The following is a 25,590-nucleotide window of genomic DNA, read 5'->3' as shown; positions in this document are numbered from 1 at the left end:
GACGGTGACCTGTCCGGCGTTGGGACCGCCGCGTGGCCGGAAAACGACTGTGGCCGGAAAACGACTGTGGCCGGAAAACGACTGTGGCCCCGGTTTCGTCGAAGACGGAACCGGGGCCACAGGTGGCACACCCTCTGGGGGTGCTGTTACTTCTTGGTGCTGGCCAGGTACAGGCGGATGGCGGTACGCATGGATTCGCGGGCGCGGCGGCGGTCCCCCGAGGCGTCGTAGGCCAGCGCGAGGCGGTGCCACGACTTCCAGGAGTCCGGGTTGGCCTCAACCTCTTCCTTGTACTGCACGAAGTCCTCGTCCGCGGCGGCCTTGACGATGCGCCCGGACGGGGTGCGCGGCAGGTTGTCCTCCGGCAGCAGCCCCTCCGATTCGAGGATGCCGGCCATGGTCTGCGTGCGCGCACCGAAGAGCACCTCGCGGATCAGGATCCACACGCCCACCATCGGCACCACCAATGCCGCAACGCCAATCACCTTGGCGATGGGTTCGGCGGCGGTGATGAAGCGGACGGCCGAGCCGAACGCGGCCACCAGGTAGAACACGAAGAGCAGCAGGATGGCGCCGACCCAGATCTTGGTTTTCATCGGTGTCTAGCGTCCCAACTCGAGGTAGCCGTCAAGGCCGTAGGTCAGCCCCGGGCGCGAGGCCACGGTGCGCAGGCCCAGCAGGACGCCGGGCATGAAGGAGGCGCGGTCGTAGGAGTCGTGGCGCAGCGTCAGCTGCTCGCCTTCCCCGCCCAGGAGCACTTCCTGGTGCGCGACAAGCCCGCGCAGGCGCACCGAGTGCACGTGGATGCCGTCGACGACGGCGCCGCGGGCGCCCTCGAGCTGGGTTTCGGTGGCGTCGGGGCTCACCGGGACGCCGGCGGCCGCGCGCTCGGCGGCGATGAGTTCGGCGGTGCGCACCGCGGTTCCCGAGGGGGCGTCGACCTTGTTGGGGTGGTGCAGCTCGATGATCTCCACCGATTCGAAGTAGCGCGCGGCGGTGGCGGCGAAGGCGCTGGCCAGCACGGATCCGAGGGCGAAGTTCGGGGCAATGAGCACGCCGGTTCCCGGGTTCGCGGCCAGCAGTTCCCCCAGGGAGGCCCGCTTGGCGTCGTCCCAACCGGTGGTGCCGACCACGGCGTGCAACCCGTGCTCGACGGCGAAGCGGACGTTCCCCTCGGTGCTCGCCGGCACGCTCAGGTCCACCACGTGCGTGGCGCCGGCATCAAGGATGGCCCGGAGCTCGTCGCCGCGGCCCAGGGCCGCAACGAGTTCCATGTCGGTGGCGGAGTCCACGGCCTTGACGGCCTCGGCTCCCATTCGTCCTGACGCGCCGATGACGGCGACTCTTAGCGGTGCACTCATGGTCTCCAGCTTATCGGGAACCGGGGCCCGCCACCGATTCGATGACCCCGGCACCGGGCAGGACCGGCCGTTCCCAGTTCTTCCCGCCCGCGCTACCGGGGAAGGCTCTTGGAGCGCTTCGGTTTCCCGCCGCGCCTCGGGTTGAGGCGCCCGCCCCAGATGAGCAGCCCCGCGGCGGCTGCAGCCGTCGGGATGCCGGCGAGCATCGCGCCCTGGTACAAGCGCACCCGCCCGTCGATGAGCTGCGAGGCGGCGTCCGAGGCGATGACCGCGCGTTCCGGATCCAGGGGGTCGTAGAGCAGCGGCAGCCGGGCACCCTCGACCCAGAGGCCGGAATCCCTTGTCGCGTAGCTCGGCCACCGGGTGGTCCGCTCCACGCCGTCGGTCCCTTGCACCGTCACCGGGTAGTAGGTTGTGCTGCCGCCGCCGGGCCTGGAGTGCGGCGTGGACGAACGCCCGATCTCGACGACGAGGCCCGTCGCGGGGGCGCCGTTTTGGAGCAGGTCGGACTCGGCGCGCTGGGCGGAAAGGACCGGCGGCAGGTAGACGGCGCCGCCGATGAGCATCGTCACGGCGGCCAGGGTCAGGGCATATCCGGCGATCCCCACCCACAGCCCCGCGCGCTGCCGCGGCGTGCTCTTCGGTCCCGCGGCTTTCTTCGACCGCGCGTTGGAGCCGGGCTTGTGTTGTCGTTTTCGCATGTGTTTCGTTCCTTCGCGGCGGGGCTCCGGCCTCAGGCGCTGCCGACCCACTCGACGTGCCCGTCGGCGAAGAACTGTTCCTTCCACACCGGCACGTGCGCCTTGACGGTCTCGACAAGGTCGCGGCAGGCCTCGAAGGCCTCGCCGCGGTGGGCTGCGGCGGCTGCCGCAACAAGTGCGGCGTCGCCGATCTGCAGCTCCCCCACCCGGTGGGCGGCCCAGAGCCGCGTGCCGGGGTGGCGCCCGGCGACCTCGGCCACCAGCTCGGCCATGCGTGAGTTGGCGCTCGGGTGGGCGCTGTAGACGAGCTTGGCGACCTCCTTGCCGCCGTCGTGGTTGCGCACGATGCCGCCGAAGGTCACGACGGCGCCGGTGCGTGCGGACTCCACGGCGTCCCAGGCGGTATCCACGGCCAGGGGCGTGTCGCTGACCGCGGCAAAGACGACCTCGCCCTGTGCGGCAGGTTCCCTAGTGTCCATGCCGGCCCTCGATCTGGTCGCAGATGTGCCCGATCAGCGGGGTGAGCACCGTCAACCCGTCCATGACCCCGGAGGGCGAACCGGGAAGGTTCACGATGAACGTCTCGCCGGCCACCCCGGCATGCCCGCGGCTGAGCGCCGCCAGCGGCGTCTTCTCCCGGCCTGCAGCGCGCAGCGCCTCCATGATGCCCGGGATCGTCCGGTTCAGCAGCGGCTCGGTTTCCTCAGGGGTGGTGTCATCCGGGTTCAGCCCGGTGCCGCCGGAGGTGATGATGACGCGCGGTCCGGCCAGCAGCAGGCCCTGCAGGGCGGCACCGACGCTCGGCCCGTCCGGCACGATGACCGCCGGCATGACGTCGAAGTCCTGTTCCTGGAGCCAGTCGCCGATCACCGGGGCACTGGCGTCCTCGTAGATGCCCAGCGCCGCGCGGGTGGAGCTGATCAGGATGGCGGCCTTGCGCGGGCCGGGCAGTGGTTCGCAGGCGCTCATGCGCGGTGTTCTCCTTGGGTGTTCTCGGGGGTGTGCGGGGCGATGCTCCAGGATCCGGACTTGCCTCCGGACTTCGCAAGCACCCGCATGCCCTCGATGCTTGCGTGCTTGTCGACGGCCTTGATCATGTCATACAGGGCCAGGGCGGCGGTGCCCACGGCGGTCAGCGCCTCCATCTCCACGCCGGTGACGCCGCGGGTCTTCACCGTCGCCAGGATCCGCACGGAGCCGGCCGGGTCCAGCTCGAAGTCGATGACCACCTTGGAGATCGGCAGCGGGTGGCACAGCGGAATCAGCTCGGAGGTCTTCTTGGCGCCCATGATCCCGGCGATGCGGGCCACGGCCAGGGCATCGCCCTTGGGCATGCCGGCGGAGGAGACCAGCGCGAGCACCTCGGCGGTGGTGCGCAGCGTGGCCTCGGCCGTTGCCTCGCGGCTTGTCTCGGCCTTCGCGCTGACGTCGACCATGTGGGCGCTGCCGTCGGCGCGCACGTGCGACAGGGCGGAAGGTTGTTGCTCCTGGCTCATGAGCCGTCTCCAATGACTAGGGTGTGCACTCGTGCCCCGGCGGCGAGTTCGGTGGTGTCCTCGTCGATGAGGATCAATGCGTTGCTGGCCGCCAGGGCCGCCAGCAGGTGGGAGGACGCCCCGCCCAGCGGGGTGAAGGCCCCGTTGCGGAACGTGCCGCGGCGAACCTGTAGCTTACCGGGCATCGAGGCCAGGTCCTCGGTCAGCCGCGCCTCGAGCAGCGGTCTTTCGGCAAGGCCCAGGTGCCCGGCGAGCGCCGGGCGCAGGAAGACCTCGAGGCTCACGAACGCGCTGACGGGGTTGCCGGGGAAGGCGATGAAGGCGACGGGGTCGCATCCGGGCAGCACCAGCGTGCCGGCTCCCTGCGGGCCGCCGGGCTGCATGGCCACGGACCCGAACGCGATGCCGTGGCCGGAGAGCACCTCCTTGACCACGTCGAAGGCGCCCTGGGAGATGCCGCCGCTGCTGATCACCAGGTGGTGGGTGCCCCCGCCCGGGCCCAGCACCGCGCCCAGGGAGGCGGTGAAGGAGGCCGGCGAATCATCCAGCACGCCGACGGCGCTGACGGCGCAGCCTGCCGATTCGAGGGCAGTGGCCAGCAGGGTGGTGTTGGCGTCGTGGATCTGCCCGGGGCCGAGTTCCCGGCCGGGGGCGACGAGCTCGTCGCCGGTGGAGAGCAGCAGCACCGAGGGGCGCCGGGTGACGGCCACCTCGCCGATGCCCAGCCCGGCCAGGATGCCCAGGGCGGTGGGGCCCAGCCGGGTCCCGGCCTCCAGGACCGTGTCTCCTGCCGCGATGTCGCTTCCGGCCACCCGGATGTAGGCGCCGGGATCGGCCGTGGCGGGCAGCTGCACGGTGAACCCGGCCTGGCGCTGTACCGCGTCGGGGAAGCCGTCCGGCACCGCGGCCTCGATGGGGATGACTGCGTTGGCGCCGGCCGGCAGCGGTGCACCGGTCATGATGGGCGCGGCACTCCCCCGGTCCAGCGCCGGTGCGGCCTCTCCCGCGGCGATGGGTTCGACGACCCGCAGCGCCGGGCCGCCCAGGTCCCCGGTGTGCACCGCGTACCCGTCCATCTGGGAGTTGTCCCACGGCGGCAGCGAGCGCGGAGCTGCCAGCGTTGCGGCAAGCATGCGCCCGCGGGCCTCGCGCAGCGGGACCGTTTCGCTGCCGAGGTCCGCGAACGCGGCATCCACCAGCTCCCGGATGGCGGCCTGGTGCCCTGCGACGCTGCGGCGGAATGGTGAGGTCATGGACACCATCCTAGGCGTGCACCCGCACCGGTTGCCGGGGTTGCGGGTTGGCGCTGCGGGCGGGACCCTGAAACACTGGGCCGACGACCCACCGTTCCACCTCTAAGGATGCGCCAATGAACGACCTCTCGATCGGCCTCGTGCTCATTCCGCTGATCGCGGCCTTCGTGCCCCCGCTGGCGTCCCTCGTGGGCCGGGTGGCCAAGGTGCCGTTGGTGGTCTTCGAGATCGCGCTGGGCATCGTGGTGGGTCCGAGCCTGCTGGGCTGGGTGGAACCCACCGAGTTCTTCAAGGTGCTCGCCGACCTGGGGTTGGCCATGCTCTTCTTCATGGCAGGAAACGAGATCAACTTCGGCGCCATCCGGGGACGGCCGGTCAAGCGCGCCGGCGTTGCCTGGCTCATCTCCCTCGCGCTGGGCATAGCCCTGGGCGTGCTGCTGGCGCCCACCCCTGCGGCGGGCGTCTTCATCGGCATCGCCCTGTCCTCCACGGCGCTGGGGACGCTGCTGCCGATCCTGCGCGACGCCAAGGAACTGAAGACCCCCTTCGGGCTGGCCGTCACGGCGATCGGCACTGCCGGGGAGTTCGGCCCGCTGCTGGCCATCTCCCTGTTCCTCAGCGGCCGCGATTTCGGGGCCTCGGCGGTGTTGCTTGTCGGCTTCATCGTGCTGGCCGGCCTCGCCATCTGGCTGACAGCGCGCGGCGAGCACCTGCGCCTGCACCGGCTCGTGAACCTGACGCTGCACACCAGCGGCCAGTTCGCCGTCCGCCTGGTGCTGCTGCTCGTGGCCCTGCTGGTGGCCCTGAGCATCGTCTTCGGACTGGACATGCTGCTGGGCGCCTTCGCGGCCGGCATCCTGTGGCGGGTGCTCATCGCGGGCGCCAAGGAGCACGACCGCGAAATGGTGGAATCCAAGCTCGACGCCGTGGCCTTCGGCTTCCTTGTCCCGGTCTTCTTCATCCACACGGGCGTCTCCTTCGACCTCGAGGCTCTGCTGGCCGACCCGCTCACCCTGGCCATGGTGCCGGCGTTCCTGGTGCTCTTCCTGCTGGTGCGCGGCCTGCCGAACCTGATGGTCGCCCCGCCGGGCTCCCCGGGCTCCGACAAGCGGGCGATAGTGCTCTTCAGCGCCACCGGCCTGCCGATCATCGTCGCGGTGACGACCATCGGGCAGGAAAGCGGCCTGCTGCCCTCGGGCATCGCCACGGCACTTGTCGGCGCCGGCATGCTCTCGGTCCTGCTCTTCCCCCTCTTTGCCCTGACCCACCGCCAGCGCGGCCTCTCGGTGTGACGTCCGCCGAACAAAGTGGCGGCCGGTGGTCTACCCTCGATATATGGCGACGCACACAGATCAACCCCGCTCCACGACCGTGCGCCTCCCGATGCCCACGATCCTCACCCCGGCCCCTGCCGACTCCCCCGGGCTGAGCGACACGTTCGGCCGCCGGGCCACCGACCTGCGCATCTCCCTGATCGACAAGTGCAACCTGCGCTGCACCTACTGCATGCCCGCCGACGGGCTTGCCTGGCTTCCCAAGTCCAAGCTGCTCACGCTGGAGGAAATCACCCGGATCGTACGCATCGGCGTGCGCGACCTCGGCATCCGGGAACTGCGCCTCACCGGCGGGGAACCGCTGGTCCGCGTGGACCTCGCCCAGATCATCGCCGCCGTCCGCACGGAGTTCCCGGAGCTTCCCGTCTCGCTGACCACCAACGGGGTGGGCCTGGCCAAGAAGGCCGCGGCGCTCGCGGAGGCCGGGCTCAGCCGCATCAACGTCTCGCTGGACACCCTGCACGCCGAAACCTTCGCGACGCTCACCCGCCGCGACCACATCGACTCGGTGTTCGAGGGCATCGACGCCGCCCTGGCCGCCGGGCTGTCCCCGGTGAAGATCAACGCGGTGCTGATGCGCGGCATCAACGACGAGCAGGCGCCAGAGCTGCTCGCGTGGGCGCTGGAACGCGGCCTGGAGCTGCGCTTCATCGAGCAGATGCCGCTGGATGCCGACCACACCTGGCGCAAGGACAACATGGTCACGGCCGCCCAGCTGCGCGCCTACCTGGAAGCGCGCTTCATCCTGAGCCCCGACACGCGCCCGCGCGACGGAGCCCCGGCCGAACGCTTCCTGGTCTCCACCCACGCCGATCCGCACACGGTCCTTGGCGCCGTGGGCATCATCGCCTCGGTTTCCGAACCGTTCTGCGCCGACTGCCGCCGCACCCGCATCACGGCGGAGGGCAAGGTCATGAGCTGCCTGTTCTCGCGCGAGGAGACCGACCTGAGCGCACTGCTACGCGACGGGTCCAGCGACACCGACATCGCCGAGCGCTGGCGTGCGGCAATGTGGGGCAAGCCCAGGGCGCACGGCATGGACCACGTCGGGCTGGGCTCCAAGGACTTTGTACAATCGGACCGCTCCATGAGCGCCATCGGAGGATAATGCGCATTCGCTATTTCGCGGCAGCCGCACAGGCTGCCGGCACCCACGAGGAACACCTCGACCTTGACGAGCTGTCGGCCGGCACTGCCGGCGGCGGGGCCACGCTGGGGCAGGTCCTGGACACGCTCTCGGCCCGCGAACCGCTCGCGGCCCCGGCCACCGGAGACGTGCTGGTCCGTCGAACCGCTTCCCTGGGCACAGTGCTCGCCCGCTGCAGTTTCCTCGTGAACGGTGTCAGCACGCAGGCCCGGGACAGTGTCCTGAAGCAGACCGATGAACTCGATGTGCTTCCCCCCTTCGCCGGGGGCTAGACCGGTACGCCACAGACGGGCCCACGCCCGTCCCCGGAGGCGCCAGCGAACAACACCGTTCGCTGGCGCCTTTCTGTTTCCCGCTGGGCTGTCCAGGCACTCCCGCGCGCCTGCGGTTCCGCGGCTCCGGCGGCACAAACGAGAGCCTTCCTTTCCCCTGAACAAAGCCCCATTTCGGGCGTATGGTTTTGAACGACAGGTAGTTTCGATCACCCTTCATTCTTCTAGACCAAGGACCGGAAAATGAGTGAAAACACCACCGAAACCGAGTGGGAGGACATCGTTCCCCAGGCCAGTCCACCGCTCGAACGGGCACTGTCAAACCGCCACATCCAACTCATGGCCATCGGCGGCGCCATCGGCACGGGCCTGTTCATGGGATCCGGAAAGACCATCTCGGTTGCCGGCCCATCCGTCATCTTCGTCTACATGGTCATCGGCTTCATGCTTTTCTTCGTCATGCGGGCTATGGGCGAACTGCTCCTGAGCAACCTGCAGTACAAGAACTTCGGCGACTTCGCCGGCGACATCCTCGGCCCCTGGGCCTCGTTCTTCACCGGCTGGACCTACTGGTTCTGCTGGATCGTCACTGGCATCGCCGACGTCGTTGCGATTGCGCACTACGTGGCGTTCTGGTGGCCAGACCTTGCCCTCTGGATACCCGCGTTGGCCTGCATCCTGGTCCTGCTCGCCCTGAACCTTCCGACGGTCCGGGCCTTCGGCGAGACCGAGTTCTGGTTTGCCCTGATCAAGATCATTGCCATCATGGCCCTGATCGTCACCGGCCTGGTCATGATCATCACCGGCTTCGAGTCCGAGGGCGCCCACGCATCCTTCGCCAACCTGTGGGAGCACGGCGGCATGTTCCCGACCGGTTTCATGGGCTTCGTGGCCGGCTTCCAGATCGCGGTCTTTGCGTTCGTCGGGATCGAGCTGGTGGGCACCGCGGCGGCCGAGACCAAGGACCCGGAGAAGAACCTCCCGCGCGCGGTGAACTCCATCCCCATCCGAGTCCTGCTCTTCTACGTGGGTTCGCTGGTCATCCTGATGGCGGTTCGCCCGTGGACCAGCTACACCGCCGACGAATCGCCGTTCGTGGGCATGTTCGCCCTGGCGGGCCTTGTGGGCGCGGCCGGCGTCGTGAACTTCGTGGTGCTGACCTCGGCCACCTCGAGCGCCAACTCCGGCATCTACTCCACCTCCCGCATGGTCTACGGCCTAGCCCGGGAAGGGGACGCACCCAAGGCCTTCGGAAAGCTGTCCAGCCGCAAGGTCCCGAAGAACGCGCTGATCTTCTCCTGCATGTTCCTGCTCGCCGGCGTGGTGCTGCTCTATGCGGAAGGTTCGGTTGCCGAGGCCTTCACGCTCGTCACCACCATTTCGGCCCTGTGCTTCATGTTCGTGTGGACGATCATCATGGTTAGCTACATCGTCTACCGCCGTCGCCGTCCGCACCTGCACGAGGCCAGCATCTTCAAGATGCCCGGCGGAACGTTCATGCCCTACGTGGTGCTCGCGTTCTTCGGCTTCATCATCTGGGCCTTGACCCAGCAGCCGGACACGCTCATGGCTCTGGTCTTCACGCCGATCTGGTTTGTGCTGCTGGCCGTGGGCTACGTGATGCTGCGCAGGAACCCGGAGCACGCCAAGATCCGTGCGGCGCACGATGTGAAGGTCGCCCGGGAGCATGAGGAACGCAAGGCACGCCTGCTTCCCTAGCCACAAAGCGATTCCACTGGTCAACGCAAGCGATCCCCGCCCTCCGGTTTTCCGGGAAAGCGGGGATCGCTTGCGTTGTTTCGGCTACGCCCGGGGTGGTCCGGGCGGCAGCTGGCTAGGCGTTGTCGCGGTCAAGGACCTGGACGTTGCGGTGCGAGTGGCTCGAACCGATGACGTCGCCGGACTTCCATTCGTCCCAGCCCTTCTGGTTCTTCATGAATTCCTCGATCTCGTCCTTGGTGGCTTCGAGCTTCGGGTCGTTCTTGAGGTACCAGCGGGTTTCGCGGACGATCAGGCCGGACATGATCAGCAGGCCGATCAGGTTCGGGATGGCCATCAGGCCGTTCATCATGTCGGAGAAGTTCCAGACGGCGGTGAGCTCGGTGGTGCAGCCCACGTAGACGACCAGCGAGAAGGCGACGCGGAACGGCATGACGGCGCTGCGTCCAAGCAGGCGCTCGATGTTGCGCTCACCGTAGTAGCACCAGCCGAGGATGGTGGAGAAGGCGAACATGACTAGGCCGATGGTCACGATCCAGTGGCCCCATTCGCCCGGCAGGCCGAAGGTGAAGGCGTAGCCGGTCATCAGCGAGGCCTTGATCTGCTCACCGGTTTCCGGGTCGACGTAGTTCCAGGCGCCGGTGGTGATGATGACCAGGCCGGTGCAGGTGACGACGATGATGGTGTCGATGAAGGTCTGGGTCATGGAGACCAGGCCCTGGCGCACCGGGTGTGTGGTCTGTGCCGCGGCTGCCGCGATGGCTGCCGAACCCATGCCCGACTCGTTGGAGAAGATGCCTCGTGCCACACCGAACTGGACGGCGATGATGATCGCCGAGCCGGCGAAGCCGCCGATCGCCGAAGTGCCGGTGAAGGCATCGGAGAAGATCTGGCCGAAGGCCGAAGGGACCTGGCCGATGTTGGCGAGCAGGATGTAGAGGGCGGCGCCCACGTAGAAGATGATCATGACAGGCACGAAGCCGGCGGTGACCTTGCCGATGGACTTGATGCCGCCCACGAGGACCACCAGGGAGAGCACCGTCAGGATGAGGCCGGTGGCCCAGGTCGGGACGCTGAAGGAGTTCTCGAGGTTTGCAGCGATCGAGTTGCCCTGGGTCATGTTGCCGATGCCGAAGCAGGCGAGGGTCGCGAAGATCGCGAAGGAGAGCGCAAGCACCTTGCCCAGCGGGCCCTTGATGCCGCGTTCCAGGTAGTACTGCGGACCGCCGGATTTTTCGCCCGCGGCGTCTGTCGCGCGGTAGCGCACACCCAGGAACGCCTCCGAGTACTTGGCGGCCATGCCGACCAGGCCGGTGACCCACATCCAGAACAGGGCGCCCGGGCCGCCGATGCCGATGGCCGTTGCCACGCCGACGATGTTGCCGGTGCCGACGGTTGCGGCAAGCGCGGTGGTCAGCGCCTGGAACTGCGAGATGTCACCTTCTGCGCCGGCGTCCTTGCGCTTGAGCAGGCCCAAACGGAGGGCCACCCCCAGCTTGAAGAACTGCAGGCCGCCGAGGCGGATGGTCAGGTACAGCCCGGTGCCCAAGAGCAGCGGAATCAACAGGAATGGGCCCCAAATGACACTGCTAATGTCACCCAGAACCGTTGCGAGGTTGTCCATGGTGGCGTTTCATTTCCTTCTGGTGCGAATTCGAAGAAATGTGACGGTGATCCGCGTCACAAGTCACCCATGCTACTCGAGTTCCCAAGTCAGGTGATGAAATGCATCCAGAAGGCCGTCCAACCAAGACGAGCGGTGCCATTCCGACGACAAGCGGTTGCAATGTGTCGCAGGAAATCCGGGGTAAGACAACCATCGTCCAACTGCGGATCCAGGTGGGAGCGACCCGGCACCGCCGAAAACGGGGCCTTCGCCACAGCGTCAACGGGGCTTGGTGCCGCGGCAAACTCGGTGCTTACCGTCCAACCCCGGCGACCGATCCGCGATCCCGGCAGACATGCAAACGGCCGCATCCGTTCCCCCGAAGGGCGAGCGGATGCGGCCGTTGATCGCCAGCGGTTGTCGGCTACATTCCGAAGTCGGAGGGCTTGTCGAACGGACCGACCACGGTGATGGTGCGGGGGCGCGCTGCCAACAGGACGGCCAGTTCCTGGACCTGGGCCGGGGTGACGGCCTTGACGCGTTCGAGCGACTCGTCGATGTCGTGGAAGACACCGGTGACGAGTTCGGCACGGCCCAGGCGCGACATGCGCGATCCCGGGTCCTCGAGCGCCAGCACCATGCCGCCGGACAGCTGCCCGACCGCCTTGCGCAGTTCCTCGTCGGTGATGCCGTGCTCTGCGAGCTTCTCGAGCTCGGCGGCCAGCAGCTTGATCACGCGTTCGGTCTTCGCCGGGGCGCAGCCGGCGTACATGCCGAAGTAGCCGGCGTCCGAGTACGCGGCGGAGAACGAGTAGGTGGAGTACACCAGGCCGCGCTTCTCGCGGATCTCCTGGAAGAGGCGGGAGGACATGCCGCCGCCGAGCACGGAGTTGAGCACGCTCATCACGTGGCGGCGCTCGTCGGTTGCCACGATGCCCGGGCAGCCCATGATGATGTTGACCTGCTCGACGGGGCGGCGGATGACCTCGATGCGCTCCGAACCGGTGATCTCCACGGGTTCGGTGGAGCGGCGCGGGACGGGGGTTGCGTCCTCCGGCAGTTCCCAGCCGGCCTCGCGCAGGGCTCCGAGCACCAGGTCGCAGACCACGTCGTGGTCGAGGGAGCCGGCGGCGGTGATGACCAGCTCGTCGGGGGTATAGAAGCGGCGGTAGTGTTCCCAGACCGACTCGCGGCTGATGCCGGTGATGGCCTCCGGGGTGCCGCCGATCGGGCGACCCAGGGCATGCTCGCCCAGGACTGCCTCGACGAAGCGCTCGTGGGCGACGTCCCCGGGATCGTCGGCATCCATGGCGATTTCCTCGAGGATCACGTCGCGTTCCTGCTCGAGTTCATTGGGGTCGATCACTGCGGAGGTGATCATGTCCGCGATGACGTCGATGGCCATGGGCAGGTCGGTGTCCAGCACGCGGGCGAAGTAGCAGGTGCTTTCCTTGGCGGTTGCCGCGTTGGATTCGCCGCCGACCTCGTCGAAGGCCGAGGCGATTTCCATGGCGGTGCGGCGCTTGGTGCCCTTGAACAGCAGGTGCTCCAGGAAGTGCGTGGAACCGTGCTGGCCGTCCTGCTCGTCGCGGGAACCCACGCCGACCCAGAAGCCGATGGTCGCCGAACGTTGGCCGGGCATGGCCTCGGTCAGCACGCGGACGCCTCCTGGCAGCACGGAGCGGCGCACCAGGGCGCCTCCGGCCTGGCCGTGGATGATCGTGGGGTCTCCCGCCTCGATGGGTGCTGCGGTGTCGGAGACGCCGCGCTCCCCTGCCTTGGCAGGGTATGCTCCAGCTCCATCGAGCGGCAGGGGAATCATGACCACGGGCAAAGTCCTTTACTGTTCACAAAGATCGGGGTGCGCCGCGCACGCCAGGGCGCGAAACGCATTTATCCATTCTTCCACAGTGCCGCCGGTTCGCAGCCTGCCTATGGCCGGTCTCTCACATCCCGCATCCCATCTGCCGGTTCCGGAAGCCGGTGCCTGGAGACGGAAAATCCCGGCCCGCCGGAAGGCGGACCGGGATTCTTCGGACTAGGGAGTCAGGATTCCCTACTCGGCCGATTCGGCGGAGGCTTCGTCCTCTGCCACGACCGGTGCCAACGAAAGCTTTCCGCGATCATCGACCTTGGTGATTTCGACCTGGAGCTTCTGGCCCACGGAGACGACGTCCTCGACGTCATCCACGCGCTTGCCACCGGCGAGCTTGCGCAGCTCGGAGATGTGCAGCAGGCCGTCCTTGCCCGGGGTCAGGGAAACGAACGCACCGAAGGTGGTCAGCTTCACGACGGTGCCCAAGTAGCGCTCGCCGATTTCCGGAACCTGTGGGTTTGCAATGGCGTTCACTGCCGAGCGGGCGGCTTCTGCCGACTCGCCGTTGGTGGCGCCGATGAGGACGGTTCCGTCGTCCTCGATGGAGATATCCGCTCCGGTATCTTCCTGGATCTGGTTGATCATCTTGCCCTTCGGGCCGATGACCTCGCCGATCTTGTCAACCGGGATCTTCACGGAGATGATGCGCGGTGCGTAGGTCGAGAGCTCGTCCGGGGTGTCAATGGCCTGGTTCAGGACGTTGAGGATGTGCAGACGTGCCTCGCGTGCCTGGGTCAGTGCTGCTGCCAGAACCGATGCCGGGATGCCGTCGAGCTTGGTATCAAGCTGGATGGCGGTGATGAACTCGGAGGTACCTGCGACCTTGAAGTCCATGTCGCCCATGGCGTCTTCGGCGCCGAGGATGTCGGTCAGTGCCGCGTAGCGGGTCTGGCCGTCAACTTCGTCGGAGACCAGGCCCATGGCGATGCCGGCAACGGCAGCGCGCAGCGGGACACCGGCGTTGAGCAGCGACAGGGTCGATGCGCAAACGGAGCCCATCGAGGTCGAGCCGTTGGAGCCCAGTGCCTCGGAGACCTGGCGGATGGCGTACGGGAATTCCTCGCGCGACGGGAGAACGGGCACGATTGCGCGTTCTGCCAGGGCACCGTGGCCGATTTCGCGGCGCTTCGGGGAGCCCACGCGGCCGGTTTCACCGGTCGAGTACGGCGGGAAGTTGTAGTTGTGCATGTAGCGCTTGCGCGTTACAGGCGACAGCGAGTCGATCTGCTGTTCCATCTTGAGCATGTTCAAGGTGGTGACGCCCATGATCTGGGTTTCGCCACGCTCGAAGATTGCCGAACCGTGTACGCGGGGCAGAACCTCGACCTCGGCGGTGAGCTTGCGGATGTCCGACAGGCCACGGCCGTCGATGCGAACCTGCTCGGTGAGGATGCGCTGGCGCACGATCTGCTTGGTCAGCGAACCGAAGGCCTTGGAGACCTCGCCTGCGCGGGTCTCGAAGGCGGTGCCCTCCGCTGCGAGCTCGGCGACAACCTCGTCCTTGTAAGCCGAAGCCGCGTTGTCGCGCTCCTGCTTGTCGGCGATGGTGTAGATCTCGGCCAGCTTGGCGGTGGCCTTGGCCTCGACTGCTGCGTAGGCGTCGTCCTCGTAGTCGCGGAAGACCGGGAACTCGACAACGGGCTTGGCGGCGCGTGCTGCCAGGTCTGCCTGTGCCTCGCACAGTGCCTTGATGAACGGCTTTGCAGCCTCAAGGCCCTGGGCAACAACCTCTTCGGTCGGGGCGGTGGCGCCCTGTTCCTTGATGAGGTTCCAGGAGTTGTCGGTGGCTTCGGCTTCAACCATCATGATGGCAACGTCGTCGCCGGCGATGCGGCCTGCAACGACCATGTTGAAGACGGCGTTTTCCAGCTGGCTGTGCTTCGGGAAGGCAACCCACTGGGCACCGTTTCCGTCGTCAACCAGGGCAACGCGAACGCCACCGATCGGGCCGGAGAACGGCAGACCGGAAAGCTGGGTCGACATCGAGGATGCGTTGATGGCAACCACGTCGTAGAGCTCGTCCGGGTTGATGGCCAGGACAGTGACAACGATCTGAACTTCGTTGCGCAGGCCCTTGACGAATGCAGGGCGCAGCGGGCGGTCCATCAGACGGCAAGCCAGGATGGCTTCGGTCGACGGGCGGCCTTCGCGGCGGAAGAAGCTGCCCGGGATGCGGCCGGCAGCGTACATGCGCTCCTCGACGTCCACGGTCAGCGGGAAGAAGTCGAAGCCCTCGCGCGGGTGCTTGCCGGCGGTGGTTGCCGAGAGCAGTGCGGTGTCTTCGTCGATGTAAACCATGGCTGCACCTGCAGCCTGCTGGGCCAAACGGCCGGTTTCGAAGCGGATGACTCGCTTGCCGTATCGACCGTTGTCGATCACGGCCTCTGCGAATTGAATTTCTGGACCCTCCATGTGGGGGCATTCCTTTCGATCGCTCCCCGGAGCGCAACGAACCATCGGGCGCTGCCCGGATCTGGTCTTCGATCGAGACTCGCGCTGCCTGAAGAATCAGAGCGAAAGCCACTACCGAGGACCGCGATCTTCGGGGCTGGAACCTGCGGCGCATGGTCCGGGGAGTAATTGTTTGTAGTGGTTTCCCGCGATACACGGATAACCACGTATAAGACTACCGGGAATCGATGCGAGTTGCAGTTCTACACACCACACCGTGTTGGCTGCGGGACAGGCCGGATACAGGAACGGGGTGCACTTCTCTCAATTGCAACGAAAACAGTCTCCATTGATGAGCTCAAAGCGGAAGGTCCATCTACATGACAAGTACTCACATCCCGCGATACTTCCGACTTCTGGAGTATCTCGGCGCGGTTTGACCCCATCCTAGATTTTCTCTCACAGGGGCACTCGAAGCGTCAAAGACCAGAACAAACGACGCTGCCCAGTTCTATTGCCCACCGCTTCGCTTAAGGTTCCGCTCTTTGCCATCAAAAGCAGAGGGCAATCCGGTTGTTGCGCGAGTGGATCCCCCACCGCGACACCCGAGCACTAAGAATCCGCCCTTCAAAACCTTGAAAATTCAACGGACCCTGATTCGCGGTTGCCCCGCCCGAGAAACTGTCTCACCAAGGTGACCTAAACACTACACCCGAGACATGTCACCGCATCTGGTCGGGTACGCCCGCGTCTCCACCAACCAACAGGACCTCAGCTCCCAGCAAGTTGACCTCAAGGCCCTCCGCGTCCCGGACGACCTGGTCTACGTCGACCACGGACTCGCCAGCAGGAAACGCCAACGCCCCGGATTGCAACAAGCCCTCGCCGCTTGTCGCGCCGGCGATACCCTCGTGGTCACCAAGTTGGACCGTCTCGCCCGCTCCCTGCCCGACGCACGCGACATCGTCGAGGACCTCACTAAGTGCAACATCAAGCTCAGCCTCGGAGGGTCCATCCACGACCCCACCGCCCCCGTCGGTAAACTCCTCTTCAACGTCCTGGGCATGGTCGCTGAATTCGAATCCGACCTCATCCGCGCCCGCACCCGCGAAGGCATGCAAATCGCCAAGGCCAAGGGCAAGCTCCGCGGCAAGCAGCCCAAGCTCTCCCCCGCCCAGGAAGAGCACCTCGTCGCCCTCCACCGCGGCGGCCAGCACACCAGCGCGGAAATTGCCGAACTCTTCGGGGTAGCTCGGAGCACGGTCTATCGCATTGTGCAGCGTACTTCGGAACCAGGCTCCTAGCTGTTCGAAGAAATGCTGGCATGGATCTCTTCTAAAAAAGGATCTTTGCAGCTCTATATATGGAATCCGAACGCAACACAGTAGAAACTAGCCTTGGCGCACGTTGAGCGCGGGATTAGTCTTATATATTGGTCTGATAAGGCGGGTTGAAACGTAAGATACGGTCCTGCTGTGATTCATTTTAAGCGAGGCCGGTCATATTGAGTTCCCCAGTGGTTGACAGCAATCGTTTTGGCGCTGCTGGTGCGGCTCTCGGCTACATTGCACAAATCGAGTATGCCTTGCTTATTGCCCTTGAACGAATGGATCGGGAAGAGGATCTTCGTCTCTCGTTGGAAACAGCTGACGACATCACATTCGATGTGGGTGGGCGTGTTGAGCTGTGGCAGACAAAGCACCATATTGCCCGGCAGGGTTCTTTAGGTGATCGCAGTCCGGATCTCTGGAAGACCCTCCACAATTGGATTGAAAGTTCCGATGGCGAGACGGCCTGTTTCCTGTTCTCTACTGTTACTGCGCCACGCGACTCCGCGGCTGGCTTGCTCAGACCGACGCGCACCACAGAGGATGTGGCTGCGGCGAGGGCGCAGCTAGATGCCGTCGCTCTGACGGGAGGGAACAAGGCTTCTGCCGATTACTATGCAAAGTACCTTTCACTCGATTCTGAGCAGCGGCTGAATCTCCTTGAACGTGTCACGGTGTTAGACGGCGCTGCGACTGCTGAACATATTACGGACCGTCTTGTCGCAACCGTACGGAAAGCCACCGTTCCTTCAAAAAGGGGGCCGCTTGTAGAGCGTCTACGGGGGTGGTGGCACGGGCGTGCTTTGAACCATCTGTCTCGTATCGCGAGTGGGGAGTCAGAGTGGATCAAGATCGAGGAAATTGAGGCACAGTTGCTTTTTATCGCCCAGTCACTTCGAGACGACAACTTGCCGTTGGATTACAGTGATGAACCAGAACCCACGCTGAGCGACGTCAAGGAGGACGATCGTGTTTTCGTTGAGCAGTTGAAGGTCATCATGCTTCATCACGGGCGCATTCGCCAAGCAGTGTATGACCACAATCGAGCTTTTCTGCAGAGATCCAAGTGGCAGAGGGAACACCTCGTTGCCATTGGGGAACTCGAAGCATACGACAGGCGCCTTAGTGAAGAATGGAACCGGGTCTTCCTACCGTTGGAAGAACCCTCCAGTGTTGAGGAGCCTAGCGATAGTGCGAAATGTACCAGCGCACGCCAGCTGTATGCCAGGATTCAGGAGCGTGCGCTTCCCGAGATCAGGGCGAACCTTAATTCTGGATATATTCCACTCGGATCTTTGCATATTCTCGCCGACCGATTGCGCATTGGTTGGCATCCCGACTGGGTTGAACTCCTGAAACACAGGCTTTCCGACGTGCAAGGCAGCAAAGAATCCAGGGGTGCCGCATGACAACGATATTTTCGACGGACATGGAATCGGAAACAAGCGTTCTCTTCAACCCCGCTTTTTGCACCCTCCTCCTCAACAAGGCGAGTGCCAATTACGAGAAGAAAAGCGGTGAGGCGTTGCCAGTGACGTTCGCGTTCCTTATCTTGCCTAGCGCGCTGCACAAGCCCACGCGTGAGGCACTGCCAGCGTCAACCGCTTCGTCAATGTGGACCTGGCTTACAGACCATCCCGTGCTGCTCATGGATTTCGCCGAACGCGTTCGTACCTTCCGACCTCTTACAGCCGCCGCCATTACCTATGGGTTGCGGCACGCTGTCCTGTCAGGGACGTCAGGATCGATCTCAGCTGAGAAGCTCAGGCCTCAGCCACGTACTCTTTTCCCAACTCAGGACTGGGCCGCCTGTGTCAAGGCTGCCGAGTTTCTTGGACGTTGGTACGGCGGAACGGGCGCAGATGAAGCCACCACGCTCGCACACTGGGGAGTTCGACCATGATGCAACTGGATAATCTCATCATCTTCAACGCCGATGGGGACACTCGGCAGATTCACTTCCGGCCTGGTCAGCTCAATATCATCACTGGAGAATCCGGCACTGGCAAGACCAGCATCATCGGAATTCTCCGTTTCCTCCTGGGAGGAAAAAGTCCCAGTGCTCCGCTTGGCCCGATCCAGAACACCGTGAGGTGGTACGGCCTTCTTGCGCATGTGGGAGATACGCGTATCTTTATTGCTCGTCCTGCGCCCCCACATGGCGTGACCACTACAGAGGCCATGCTGACAGTCGGCGAAGACCAGGTTCCCGACTATTCATCGCTCGAAGTCAACACAAACACGGGCGAACTCATCGACTATCTCGGGGGGCTTATTGGTATCGAAGAGAATCTTCACGTGCCAGCGGAGGGGCAGACCCGTCGCGCCCTGGCTGCGAACTTCAAGCATTCGCTCTACTACTGTTTTCAAGGCCAGGGTGAGATAGCCAATCCGGATTTGCTCTTCCACCGCCAGAATCGAGAATATCAAAAGCAAGCGATTCGAGACACGTTTCCATATTTCTTGGGAGCGCAGAATTCCGACGCACTACGTAAACGCCAGGAACTTTCCGAGCTGCGGCGTAATCTTCGACGACGGTCAATGCAGCTTGAAGAAGCACTCACTGCACGTGAGCTCGGTGTGGGTCGTGCCGCCGGCCTGATTGTTGATGCGAGATCTAGCGGCTTGCTACCGTTTGAAACGGTGCCGGGTGACGCCGGAGAAGCCTTTGAAATGCTTTCAACTGCTCTTTCCCCAACTGCTCCACTGGTGAGCATCGATGAGGTCGACGAGGCAGACGTGTGGGAGAAACTTATCTCTTCCCGCGCTGATCTGCGTAGTGCGCTTCGAGAAGTCAACGACAAGATCCGCGGCCTGGATGAGTACGCGAGAGTTGGAACCGAATATGGCGCCGAACTCAATGAACACAGGGTTCGACTCGCTTCTATTGGCCTTATCCCAGAAACGATTAATTCTGAGGCCGCATGCCCCGTCTGCGAGGGACCGCTCAATGATGCTGCTCGGCATCAGGCGATAGTAAATAGTCTTGGTCGTGTAGCCCAACGAATCGAACTCGCACAACGTGACCAGCCTCGCGTCACAGGAGCCCGTTTGGAGCTCATACAAACGCGCGATCATATTCGAGCAGATCTCGCTGACATGGATATTGCGTTGGACGAGCTCGCACGCAACGATGACATTCGCGCGGCGGCCCAGAACAGGTGGGATCAGCAAAGCTTTGTTCGAGGGCGCATCGCTCAGTACCTAGAAACGGCTACGTTAGAAACCGACGAAACAATGATCGGCTTGGGTGAAGCCATCGAATCGCTTGAAGCCAAGATCGCAATGCTCGCCGACGAACTCGATCCGGATGCCCTACGATCCGCAGTCGATTCCCTTCTCCGTATTGTTGGGCGCGGAATGACCACGCTGGCGCAGTCGCTACCTCTTGAACACTCTGAGTACGGCGTACGTATTGACCCATATCGGCTTACGGTCGTCGCTGACACGATGCAAGGTCCTGCCTACATGGACGCAGGGGCGATCGGCAGCGGCATGAGCTGGGTCGGCTACCATCTCACCGCATACTTGGCGCTCCAAGGATACTTTATTACGAACGATCGTCCCGTCCCCCGATTCGTCGTCCTCGATCAGCCAAGCCAGGCATTTTTCCCACGAGAGCGTAAGACCGGAGGAGACCTTCACGAGCTGTCGGATACTGACCGAGAGAACACTCGGAAGCTCTACAAAATGATGTTCGACGCTGTGACCGCGTTCGACGGAGACCTGCAGATCATCGTCTTTGACCATGCTGACTTCGAAGATTCTTGGTTCCAGGAATCAATCATCGAGACGTGGCGCGATGGAACCGCTTTGATCCCGCGAGAGTGGTACTGAACCGTTCCGGAAATCATGCCGCGGTTTTGCGAGAGACATGATTCCGGAACGGTTCAGGTTTACCTCCAATATTGGCGCTTCTGTCCCAGTTCTCCCGTTCTGGACATGTCCAGTTGATTTCAAAGAGCATGTAAGTAGACCATCAGAGCTTCCAGGCCTGGGCCTAACCTGACGATTCTTCGCTGGTTTCCTGACATCTGGTTGGGGTATACCCCAACCTGACGCACGTGATGCCCTCGGAAATCGGCCAGCAGTGTGAGGCCTCCCGTCTAAATAGCACCTACCAGTATGTTCAACCCAGATTCCTGTCCAGGATCAAGACGGAAGTTTTCAAGTCAAGCGGTATCAAGGTGAGGCAGCAAGCGGTTAGGCCGCTTATGTTTCGGTGGTGTTCTTTGGTTCGTTGATCCACGCCGGCCCGGGCATCGCCAAGGTCTTGGGATCGGTAGTGCTGCTGAAATGTTAGGGATGCTTGACGCGGGCCGTTTCCAAGGTCTGTGAGCGCTTCTGCGCGGCGGCCCACTTCGCGGCCGTGGCCTCGGCTATAGGGAAACCGTCTGAGTTTTCCTTCTTTCTGCCCCTGCTTCTTCCCACTCCATCACCAATGTCAGAACGGATGCGCTACCTCCCATTTGCAATAGTGGGTATGAGAAGGATCCTCTGGCCGGAATCATGACACTTGTCGTGTTTCGGTCCAAGATCGGTAGTTCGCCGTTGCCAACCGGCGTAGCGGTGAAAGTGAAGTTCTCAGCAGCTGCATCGCCGTGGTTCGTTACTTCCAATCGAGAGTTCCTCATTTTGTATCGAATCTTGCCACGGCTATCGAGTTCCTGCTCACGATTGAACTCGTAAGCGACTACTGGGTCAGCTCCACCCGAACCTATTTTCCTACCAGTAGGAGCCGCGAGATCCATCAATTGGAGATCAGACTCAATAGCATTGCGAACCTGGTAGGCGAGATCTGCAGCGTCGGAAAAGCTCCCATAGAGGCCTTTGGCTTCAAGCGACTTCTTGAACTCTTCAACTTCTTTCGCGGACTCCAACACATCCCGAGAAACCGGCGCGTCTGAAAAGAACACATGAACGTGTTTGCCCTGGCTAACAGCCCGCTCAAGTTCTTCTGCAGTTCCGGAAATAGCTCGCGGAGTAGCCTGGCCAATCTTGCTGTTGAAGATAACTATTACGATGTCACTATTGTCGACCAACTGAGAGTTGATCACTTCCTGTCCGTCTCCACCGCCCATACGGGGCACTGAATCCGACTCCCATCGCCGGGGCAGGAGGATTACCTGTTCTCGCAGCGCTCGTGCACTGTTCCAACCGTGTAGCGCTTTCTCTGTTTCATCGCGGGCTTCCTTGGTGTCCGACGGAGACGCAATAAGAACTTGGAGAACATGTGATTCAAATGCCATGGAATCAGCATAGCGGCAGGCACCGGCACCTCGCGGGGATCTCATGCCGGCACAAAGGGACCATGAAGCGTCCGAGATCAAGCAGTCTACGGCCGTCGCAAGTCGCCAAACTCGTCCCATGCTCTTCTCACAACAATCGGACCGTGGCGAACAATTCGTAGTTTCGCTGCCGTTGCCACAAAATTGAATAGATGAACTTGTACCTCTGCAAATCGATTTAGCAGCTGATCATTTTTCAAAATCAGCATTGTAAAACACAGATAATGCCACAAGTTTCTCATCAAAGACTCGGGCTTGACTTCCATACAGAAGCTGTCCTGAGACGCTTTTTTGAGACCACATCTTCTTCGTTAGACCATTATTTTCGGTCTCTGCTGGAGCAAAACACATGCTCGCATCAAACCATGGTTTGATGCGACTATCCGAAGAACGCTCCAAACAGAAATATTCGAATGGGTCTATGTGATATTTCGCATCGACACAGAATTCTTCTGCCACCCGACGAAATACCGCAGGCTTTCGCACCACCACAGTGAGATTGTTTCGGTTGCAATATGACCCTTGCCCCCTTTACGCTCAAATAAGTGCGCGTCCCCCGCAGCAACGAGGGACGCGCGTGACCTCAAGACAGGTCGTTGTAGAACTTGAGTAGTTCACGGGTGAAGGCTAGGACACAAAATAGGGTTGAGAGCTTATTTTTGTGTCCGGCCTTCCTCCTTTTTCTGCGGTTTTCACCGGAGTCCGGCTGCGGTTTAGCCATCTGACCCCTTTCTGTCGCGCTTCGATAACCGAAGCTCTTCCCGATTGTCGGGAAAATCTTGTTTTCGGGCTAGTCTCCACCACTCGCCGCCTGCTTTGCTTCGATGCCTAAGTATTCTCGGTAGTCTGTGCTGTAGCTGCCGATCGGCGCCCGGTGGTGTACTTCCCTTCGACCTGCGGGATGGCGGGCGTCCGGTATCTTTTGGACACGTTGTGCGATAAGTCCAAGCTTTGCCAGTTCAAGGTACCCTCGCTCCGCGGTACGCTCGCTGATCCCGTACCAGGAACTGGCACGTTGAACAGGCATCGTGAACGTCAATGGACCGTTCGGGTCTTGTGTTTCTTTGAGCAGTATCAGCAGCATGGCTTTGCCGGGGAGCCGGAGCTCGTCGATCGTTCCATCCGTCCAGTAATCGAACGGAATGGTGAAGAATCCTCGACCGTCATTATTGGCCTTCCCTTCCTGCCACTCTTTGGTCCACAGAGTCTCATCAGCGTTTTCTCGATAGAGAGTGATGACCGGTGTTGTTTTGGGACCTTCGAATTTTAGAAGTTTCATGGTCTGCAGGGAACGCAGTGCCGAACTGATCGCCCTAGTTGTGCAAGGCCGATCCGTAGAGTCGAGCAGACGGGCCCATGTCGCAATCGGTAGCGGAGTGTCCTCAAGTATTGGTTGCAATGCGTGGATCGTGAGGAACAGATCCAAGGCGCGTTCCTTGCGCCCGTGCACAAAATCAGCTAAAACCGAGGCGCGGGGCTCGGACTCACGTTGAACAAAGTCTTTCCGGATCCTCACATAGCCACGCTTGGCGTCAGTGAATAGTTTGAGCCGGGTTCCCAACGTGTCCATTTTGGGCTGGTCTTCTATGTCAGCAAAGGGATCACGCCCTTTCGGGCCTTCGCTGGAGGTGCTTTGAGTGCTCATGGGTTACACAGTACCTCAACAGCCGACAGCAAGCACTTATCTGGACCATTAGAACAGACCGTCTCAGGTGCCAGTTTGTTATGACCTTCGATTCCATTTTGCGAAACCCTATGCGATACCTATGCGATACCCAATGCAGATTGGGGCCGGGTAGCCACTTCGGCACCGTGAGGTCATCCAAGCATCCTGACTTAGCGCTTTATTCAAGCATTCTCCGGCATTTTCGTCTTCGCCAGCTCACTCACTCACACACTCACCACATTGGCCATCAAATTGGTTTTCCATAGCCGACGGATCTCACCCTTACCGCCAGATCACCTCGCACACAGTCCAGGCATGGAAAATCCACTTCAAGGCCCACCAACCAAAGTTGGGCATCCAAGATCGTTTCGACAATCCTCACGAGGCCAGCAAGTAACAACCGTAATACGGTATGGTATACTTGTATTACTGAACGACAATTTCTACAATATTGGGCCAAGCCCAGAAAGGACGGTTCACAGTGGCAACTGTAACCATCAGGCTAAAAGACGAGACAAGAGACCGAATAGGAGAAGCCGCAGATGCGCGTGGCATCCCGCTCAGCGATTACATCAGGGAGGCCTTGGACGCCTACCTAACCCTCGAGCAGTCAGGGGACGTCGGGGCCGACCGCCCTGACACCACAGAAGAAATTGCGTTGGACCCATACCAGCGCAAGGTACTTCAACTCCTTCACCGCAACCTCCTCGCCACCCAAGGCGGACTCGGCGACTCCTACTACGACGAAAAGCAGGAAGTTCGATCACTCCAGGTTCTGGAAAATGGCTTCTCCGGGGAGTACCCTCAAGAGTTCGCCGATATCGATGAACCCATGACGAGATCCGAATGCGAATTGACATGGGACATCTTCGACATGTTCCGCGTCATCCAGGCCAGTGTCCGCGAATTTGGCAAGGACGGTTGGAAGCACGTCCAGGTGCAGGATGCCGAGCTCCACGGCACGTTCAGGGGTTTCGACTTCAACGACCTAGACGAGAGCCGCTTGGCAAACTACGCCAAGTACCTCATCAAGACCGATCGGTGGACCGAACAAAAGGAAGCATTCAGCCCAGAGAACGGTGGCGGTAACTCTCACAGCCAGATGCTCCCGACCTATCGCGCCATGCTAGGGGTTTTCAAGCCCCTATGGCGTAAGACGATTCGTGGCGGCTTCGGCAGACATCTTTTCTCAGCCACGGATCTCGAACGAATCCTCTTGGCAGCGCCAGACACACGTCCAACGGGGGGGCAATGATGTCGGCCCAGGTTCTCGAGATTCCTCCAAGCACCTTTTCGCAGAGAGCCTTCTTCGTCCCCGGCATGGCAAACGAGGGAGATGCCCTAGAACGCTGGCATGAAATATCCTCCGCGATGGCCCGGCTTGCACATACCGATCGGAAAGTTCAGAGGCTTGAATTCACAAACCATGGCGATCGTCTTGTTGCCGAAGTGGGTTACGAACTTAGCGACGGAATGAGCAAGTGGCTCGTCCTCGCCATATTCGAGCCTCCAGAAAGCTCACCCGACAGTCCGTGGAAGATCTGCATGGTTCGGATCAGGAACGGAAAGGTCATCACGAGAGATCCATCGTGGCCGGTTCCGAGGACAGCAGTCCTCCAAGCAAAAGACTTCGGCATGCCCGCGAAGAAGGACGAAATTCAAAATGAAGATCCCGCTCTCGAAACCGCGGAGGCAACTGAATCCACAGGCGGTGATGAGAACTAGAACCCGCAGTGCCGGTGAGCGGGAACCAACATTGGTCTCCCGCTCACCGAACAACCAATAAAGCATCATCTCGAAGAGTTAAACGCCGATAATGGCGCATATGCAACTGAAATCATCTGATTGGGGTGAATCTTCTATATCTGTCAAGCCTCGATTGGGATCGTTCCAGTGGCAGCGTGGAGTGCATCGAGGGCGCGGTAAAGATGGCGGGCGAGGTACCGCTTGAGGCACCAACGGATCTCGCGTGAGCTCTTGCCCTCGCCCGTCCTGCGTTCGGCGTAGGCGCGGGTAGCGGGTAGCGGGTAGCGGGTAGCGGGTAGCGGGTCGCGGGATCATGGACCATTCTGACGACTGTGGCCAGATGCAGGGCTCCGTTGAGGCGTCTGTCACCGCCCCGGTTTAGCCGCTGCCGTGTGGTGTTTCCCGA

Annotated in this window: 23 protein-coding genes and 1 pseudogene; 10 read left to right on the top strand and 14 right to left on the bottom strand. The window is 62.4% G+C overall.

Annotated elements, in window-relative coordinates; all coding sequences use genetic code 11:
• Positions 1-146: 146 nt before the first annotated feature.
• The 7 genes from ACSYDW_RS17775 to ACSYDW_RS17745 form a co-directional block, all read right to left on the bottom strand.
• A complete protein-coding gene (locus tag ACSYDW_RS17775) occupies positions 147-596 on the bottom strand; it encodes a tetratricopeptide repeat protein (protein WP_438340067.1) in 450 nt (149 codons plus the stop codon).
• Positions 597-602: 6 nt separating this feature from the next.
• On the bottom strand, positions 603-1,361 hold the full coding sequence (gene dapB, locus ACSYDW_RS17770; protein ID WP_438340066.1) for a 4-hydroxy-tetrahydrodipicolinate reductase: 759 nt from the start codon (positions 1,359-1,361) through the stop codon (positions 603-605).
• A 92-nt stretch (positions 1,362-1,453) separates the two neighbouring features.
• The gene (locus ACSYDW_RS17765) at positions 1,454-2,062 is read right to left on the bottom strand and encodes a DUF3592 domain-containing protein (RefSeq protein ID WP_438340065.1); all 609 of its coding nucleotides are present in this window, start codon (positions 2,060-2,062) and stop codon (positions 1,454-1,456) included.
• 32 nt (positions 2,063-2,094) lie between these two features.
• Entirely contained in the window at positions 2,095-2,541 is a 447-nt protein-coding gene (locus tag ACSYDW_RS17760) for a molybdenum cofactor biosynthesis protein MoaE (protein WP_438340064.1), read from the bottom strand.
• Positions 2,531-3,031: a MogA/MoaB family molybdenum cofactor biosynthesis protein gene (locus tag ACSYDW_RS17755; protein WP_438340063.1), complete on the bottom strand. Its 501-nt coding sequence runs from the start codon at positions 3,029-3,031 to the stop codon at positions 2,531-2,533. Before ACSYDW_RS17755 ends, ACSYDW_RS17760 begins: the two co-directional genes overlap by 11 nt.
• Positions 3,028-3,558 carry a cyclic pyranopterin monophosphate synthase MoaC gene (gene moaC / locus ACSYDW_RS17750; RefSeq protein ID WP_438340062.1) on the bottom strand — a complete coding sequence of 177 codons (531 nt, stop codon included), beginning with the start codon at positions 3,556-3,558 and terminating at the stop codon, positions 3,028-3,030. The genes ACSYDW_RS17755 and moaC overlap by 4 nt, the downstream gene beginning before the upstream one ends.
• On the bottom strand, positions 3,555-4,811 hold the full coding sequence (locus tag ACSYDW_RS17745) for a molybdopterin molybdotransferase MoeA (protein ID WP_438340061.1): 1,257 nt from the start codon (positions 4,809-4,811) through the stop codon (positions 3,555-3,557). Before ACSYDW_RS17745 ends, moaC begins: the two co-directional genes overlap by 4 nt.
• A gap of 116 nt (positions 4,812-4,927) precedes the next feature.
• Between ACSYDW_RS17745 and ACSYDW_RS17740 the strand changes: the two genes are divergently transcribed.
• From ACSYDW_RS17740 to cycA, 4 genes are all read left to right on the top strand, one after another.
• Positions 4,928-6,103: a cation:proton antiporter gene (locus tag ACSYDW_RS17740; protein WP_438340060.1), complete on the top strand. Its 1,176-nt coding sequence runs from the start codon at positions 4,928-4,930 to the stop codon at positions 6,101-6,103.
• Between the two features lie 91 nt (positions 6,104-6,194).
• Entirely contained in the window at positions 6,195-7,253 is a 1,059-nt protein-coding gene (moaA, locus tag ACSYDW_RS17735) for a GTP 3',8-cyclase MoaA (RefSeq protein WP_438340138.1), read from the top strand.
• Positions 7,253-7,564 carry a MoaD/ThiS family protein gene (locus ACSYDW_RS17730; protein WP_438340059.1) on the top strand — a complete coding sequence of 104 codons (312 nt, stop codon included), beginning with the start codon at positions 7,253-7,255 and terminating at the stop codon, positions 7,562-7,564. The genes moaA and ACSYDW_RS17730 overlap by 1 nt, the downstream gene beginning before the upstream one ends.
• Positions 7,565-7,807: 243 nt before the next feature.
• On the top strand, positions 7,808-9,283 hold the full coding sequence (gene cycA, locus ACSYDW_RS17725) for a D-serine/D-alanine/glycine transporter (protein ID WP_438340058.1): 1,476 nt from the start codon (positions 7,808-7,810) through the stop codon (positions 9,281-9,283).
• A gap of 115 nt (positions 9,284-9,398) precedes the next feature.
• Here cycA and ACSYDW_RS17720 read toward each other — a convergent pair whose 3' ends face one another.
• The 3 genes from ACSYDW_RS17720 to ACSYDW_RS17710 form a co-directional block, all read right to left on the bottom strand.
• Positions 9,399-10,907 (bottom strand): alanine/glycine:cation symporter family protein, encoded by a 1,509-nt coding sequence (locus ACSYDW_RS17720; protein WP_438340057.1) that lies wholly within the window; start codon positions 10,905-10,907, stop codon positions 9,399-9,401.
• A 406-nt stretch (positions 10,908-11,313) separates the two neighbouring features.
• On the bottom strand, positions 11,314-12,717 hold the full coding sequence (locus tag ACSYDW_RS17715; protein ID WP_438340056.1) for a M16 family metallopeptidase: 1,404 nt from the start codon (positions 12,715-12,717) through the stop codon (positions 11,314-11,316).
• 228 nt (positions 12,718-12,945) lie between these two features.
• On the bottom strand, positions 12,946-15,177 hold the full coding sequence (locus ACSYDW_RS17710) for a polyribonucleotide nucleotidyltransferase (protein WP_438340055.1): 2,232 nt from the start codon (positions 15,175-15,177) through the stop codon (positions 12,946-12,948).
• A 698-nt stretch (positions 15,178-15,875) separates the two neighbouring features.
• On the opposite strand from ACSYDW_RS17710, the gene ACSYDW_RS17705 reads away from it, so the two are divergent.
• From ACSYDW_RS17705 to ACSYDW_RS17690, 4 genes are all read left to right on the top strand, one after another.
• Positions 15,876-16,460 carry a recombinase family protein gene (locus ACSYDW_RS17705; protein WP_438340054.1) on the top strand — a complete coding sequence of 195 codons (585 nt, stop codon included), beginning with the start codon at positions 15,876-15,878 and terminating at the stop codon, positions 16,458-16,460.
• Between the two features lie 212 nt (positions 16,461-16,672).
• Entirely contained in the window at positions 16,673-17,893 is a 1,221-nt protein-coding gene (locus tag ACSYDW_RS17700; protein ID WP_438340053.1) for an ABC-three component system protein, read from the top strand.
• The gene (locus ACSYDW_RS17695) at positions 17,890-18,387 is read left to right on the top strand and encodes a three component ABC system middle component (RefSeq protein WP_438340052.1); all 498 of its coding nucleotides are present in this window, start codon (positions 17,890-17,892) and stop codon (positions 18,385-18,387) included. Before ACSYDW_RS17700 ends, ACSYDW_RS17695 begins: the two co-directional genes overlap by 4 nt.
• Positions 18,384-20,321 carry a DUF3732 domain-containing protein gene (locus ACSYDW_RS17690; RefSeq protein ID WP_438340051.1) on the top strand — a complete coding sequence of 646 codons (1,938 nt, stop codon included), beginning with the start codon at positions 18,384-18,386 and terminating at the stop codon, positions 20,319-20,321. Before ACSYDW_RS17695 ends, ACSYDW_RS17690 begins: the two co-directional genes overlap by 4 nt.
• Before the next feature lie 542 nt (positions 20,322-20,863).
• Here the strand turns inward: ACSYDW_RS17690 and ACSYDW_RS17685 are convergent.
• The 3 genes from ACSYDW_RS17685 to ACSYDW_RS17675 form a co-directional block, all read right to left on the bottom strand.
• A complete protein-coding gene (locus ACSYDW_RS17685; RefSeq protein WP_438340050.1) occupies positions 20,864-21,733 on the bottom strand; it encodes a DUF4062 domain-containing protein in 870 nt (289 codons plus the stop codon).
• 228 nt (positions 21,734-21,961) lie between these two features.
• A complete protein-coding gene (locus ACSYDW_RS17680) occupies positions 21,962-22,264 on the bottom strand; it encodes a hypothetical protein (RefSeq protein WP_438340049.1) in 303 nt (100 codons plus the stop codon).
• 298 nt (positions 22,265-22,562) lie between these two features.
• Positions 22,563-23,417, bottom strand: coding sequence for a hypothetical protein (locus ACSYDW_RS17675; RefSeq protein ID WP_438340048.1), 855 nt, complete (start codon positions 23,415-23,417; stop codon positions 22,563-22,565).
• Positions 23,418-23,919: 502 nt separating this feature from the next.
• Here ACSYDW_RS17675 and ACSYDW_RS17670 point away from each other — a divergent pair.
• Positions 23,920-24,693 (top strand): YfbU family protein, encoded by a 774-nt coding sequence (locus ACSYDW_RS17670; RefSeq protein WP_438340047.1) that lies wholly within the window; start codon positions 23,920-23,922, stop codon positions 24,691-24,693.
• Positions 24,690-25,163, top strand: coding sequence for a hypothetical protein (locus tag ACSYDW_RS17665; RefSeq protein WP_438340046.1), 474 nt, complete (start codon positions 24,690-24,692; stop codon positions 25,161-25,163). Before ACSYDW_RS17670 ends, ACSYDW_RS17665 begins: the two co-directional genes overlap by 4 nt.
• 143 nt (positions 25,164-25,306) lie before the next feature.
• On the opposite strand, the pseudogene ACSYDW_RS17660 reads toward ACSYDW_RS17665, so the two are convergent.
• Positions 25,307-25,590 (bottom strand): annotated as a pseudogene (locus tag ACSYDW_RS17660) (hypothetical protein); the annotation flags it as partial.

The sequence above is a fragment of the Paeniglutamicibacter selenitireducens genome, from assembly GCF_051550675.1.
Lineage (GTDB): Bacteria > Actinomycetota > Actinomycetes > Actinomycetales > Micrococcaceae > Paeniglutamicibacter.
This window is presented reverse-complemented; position numbering and strand designations above follow the sequence as displayed.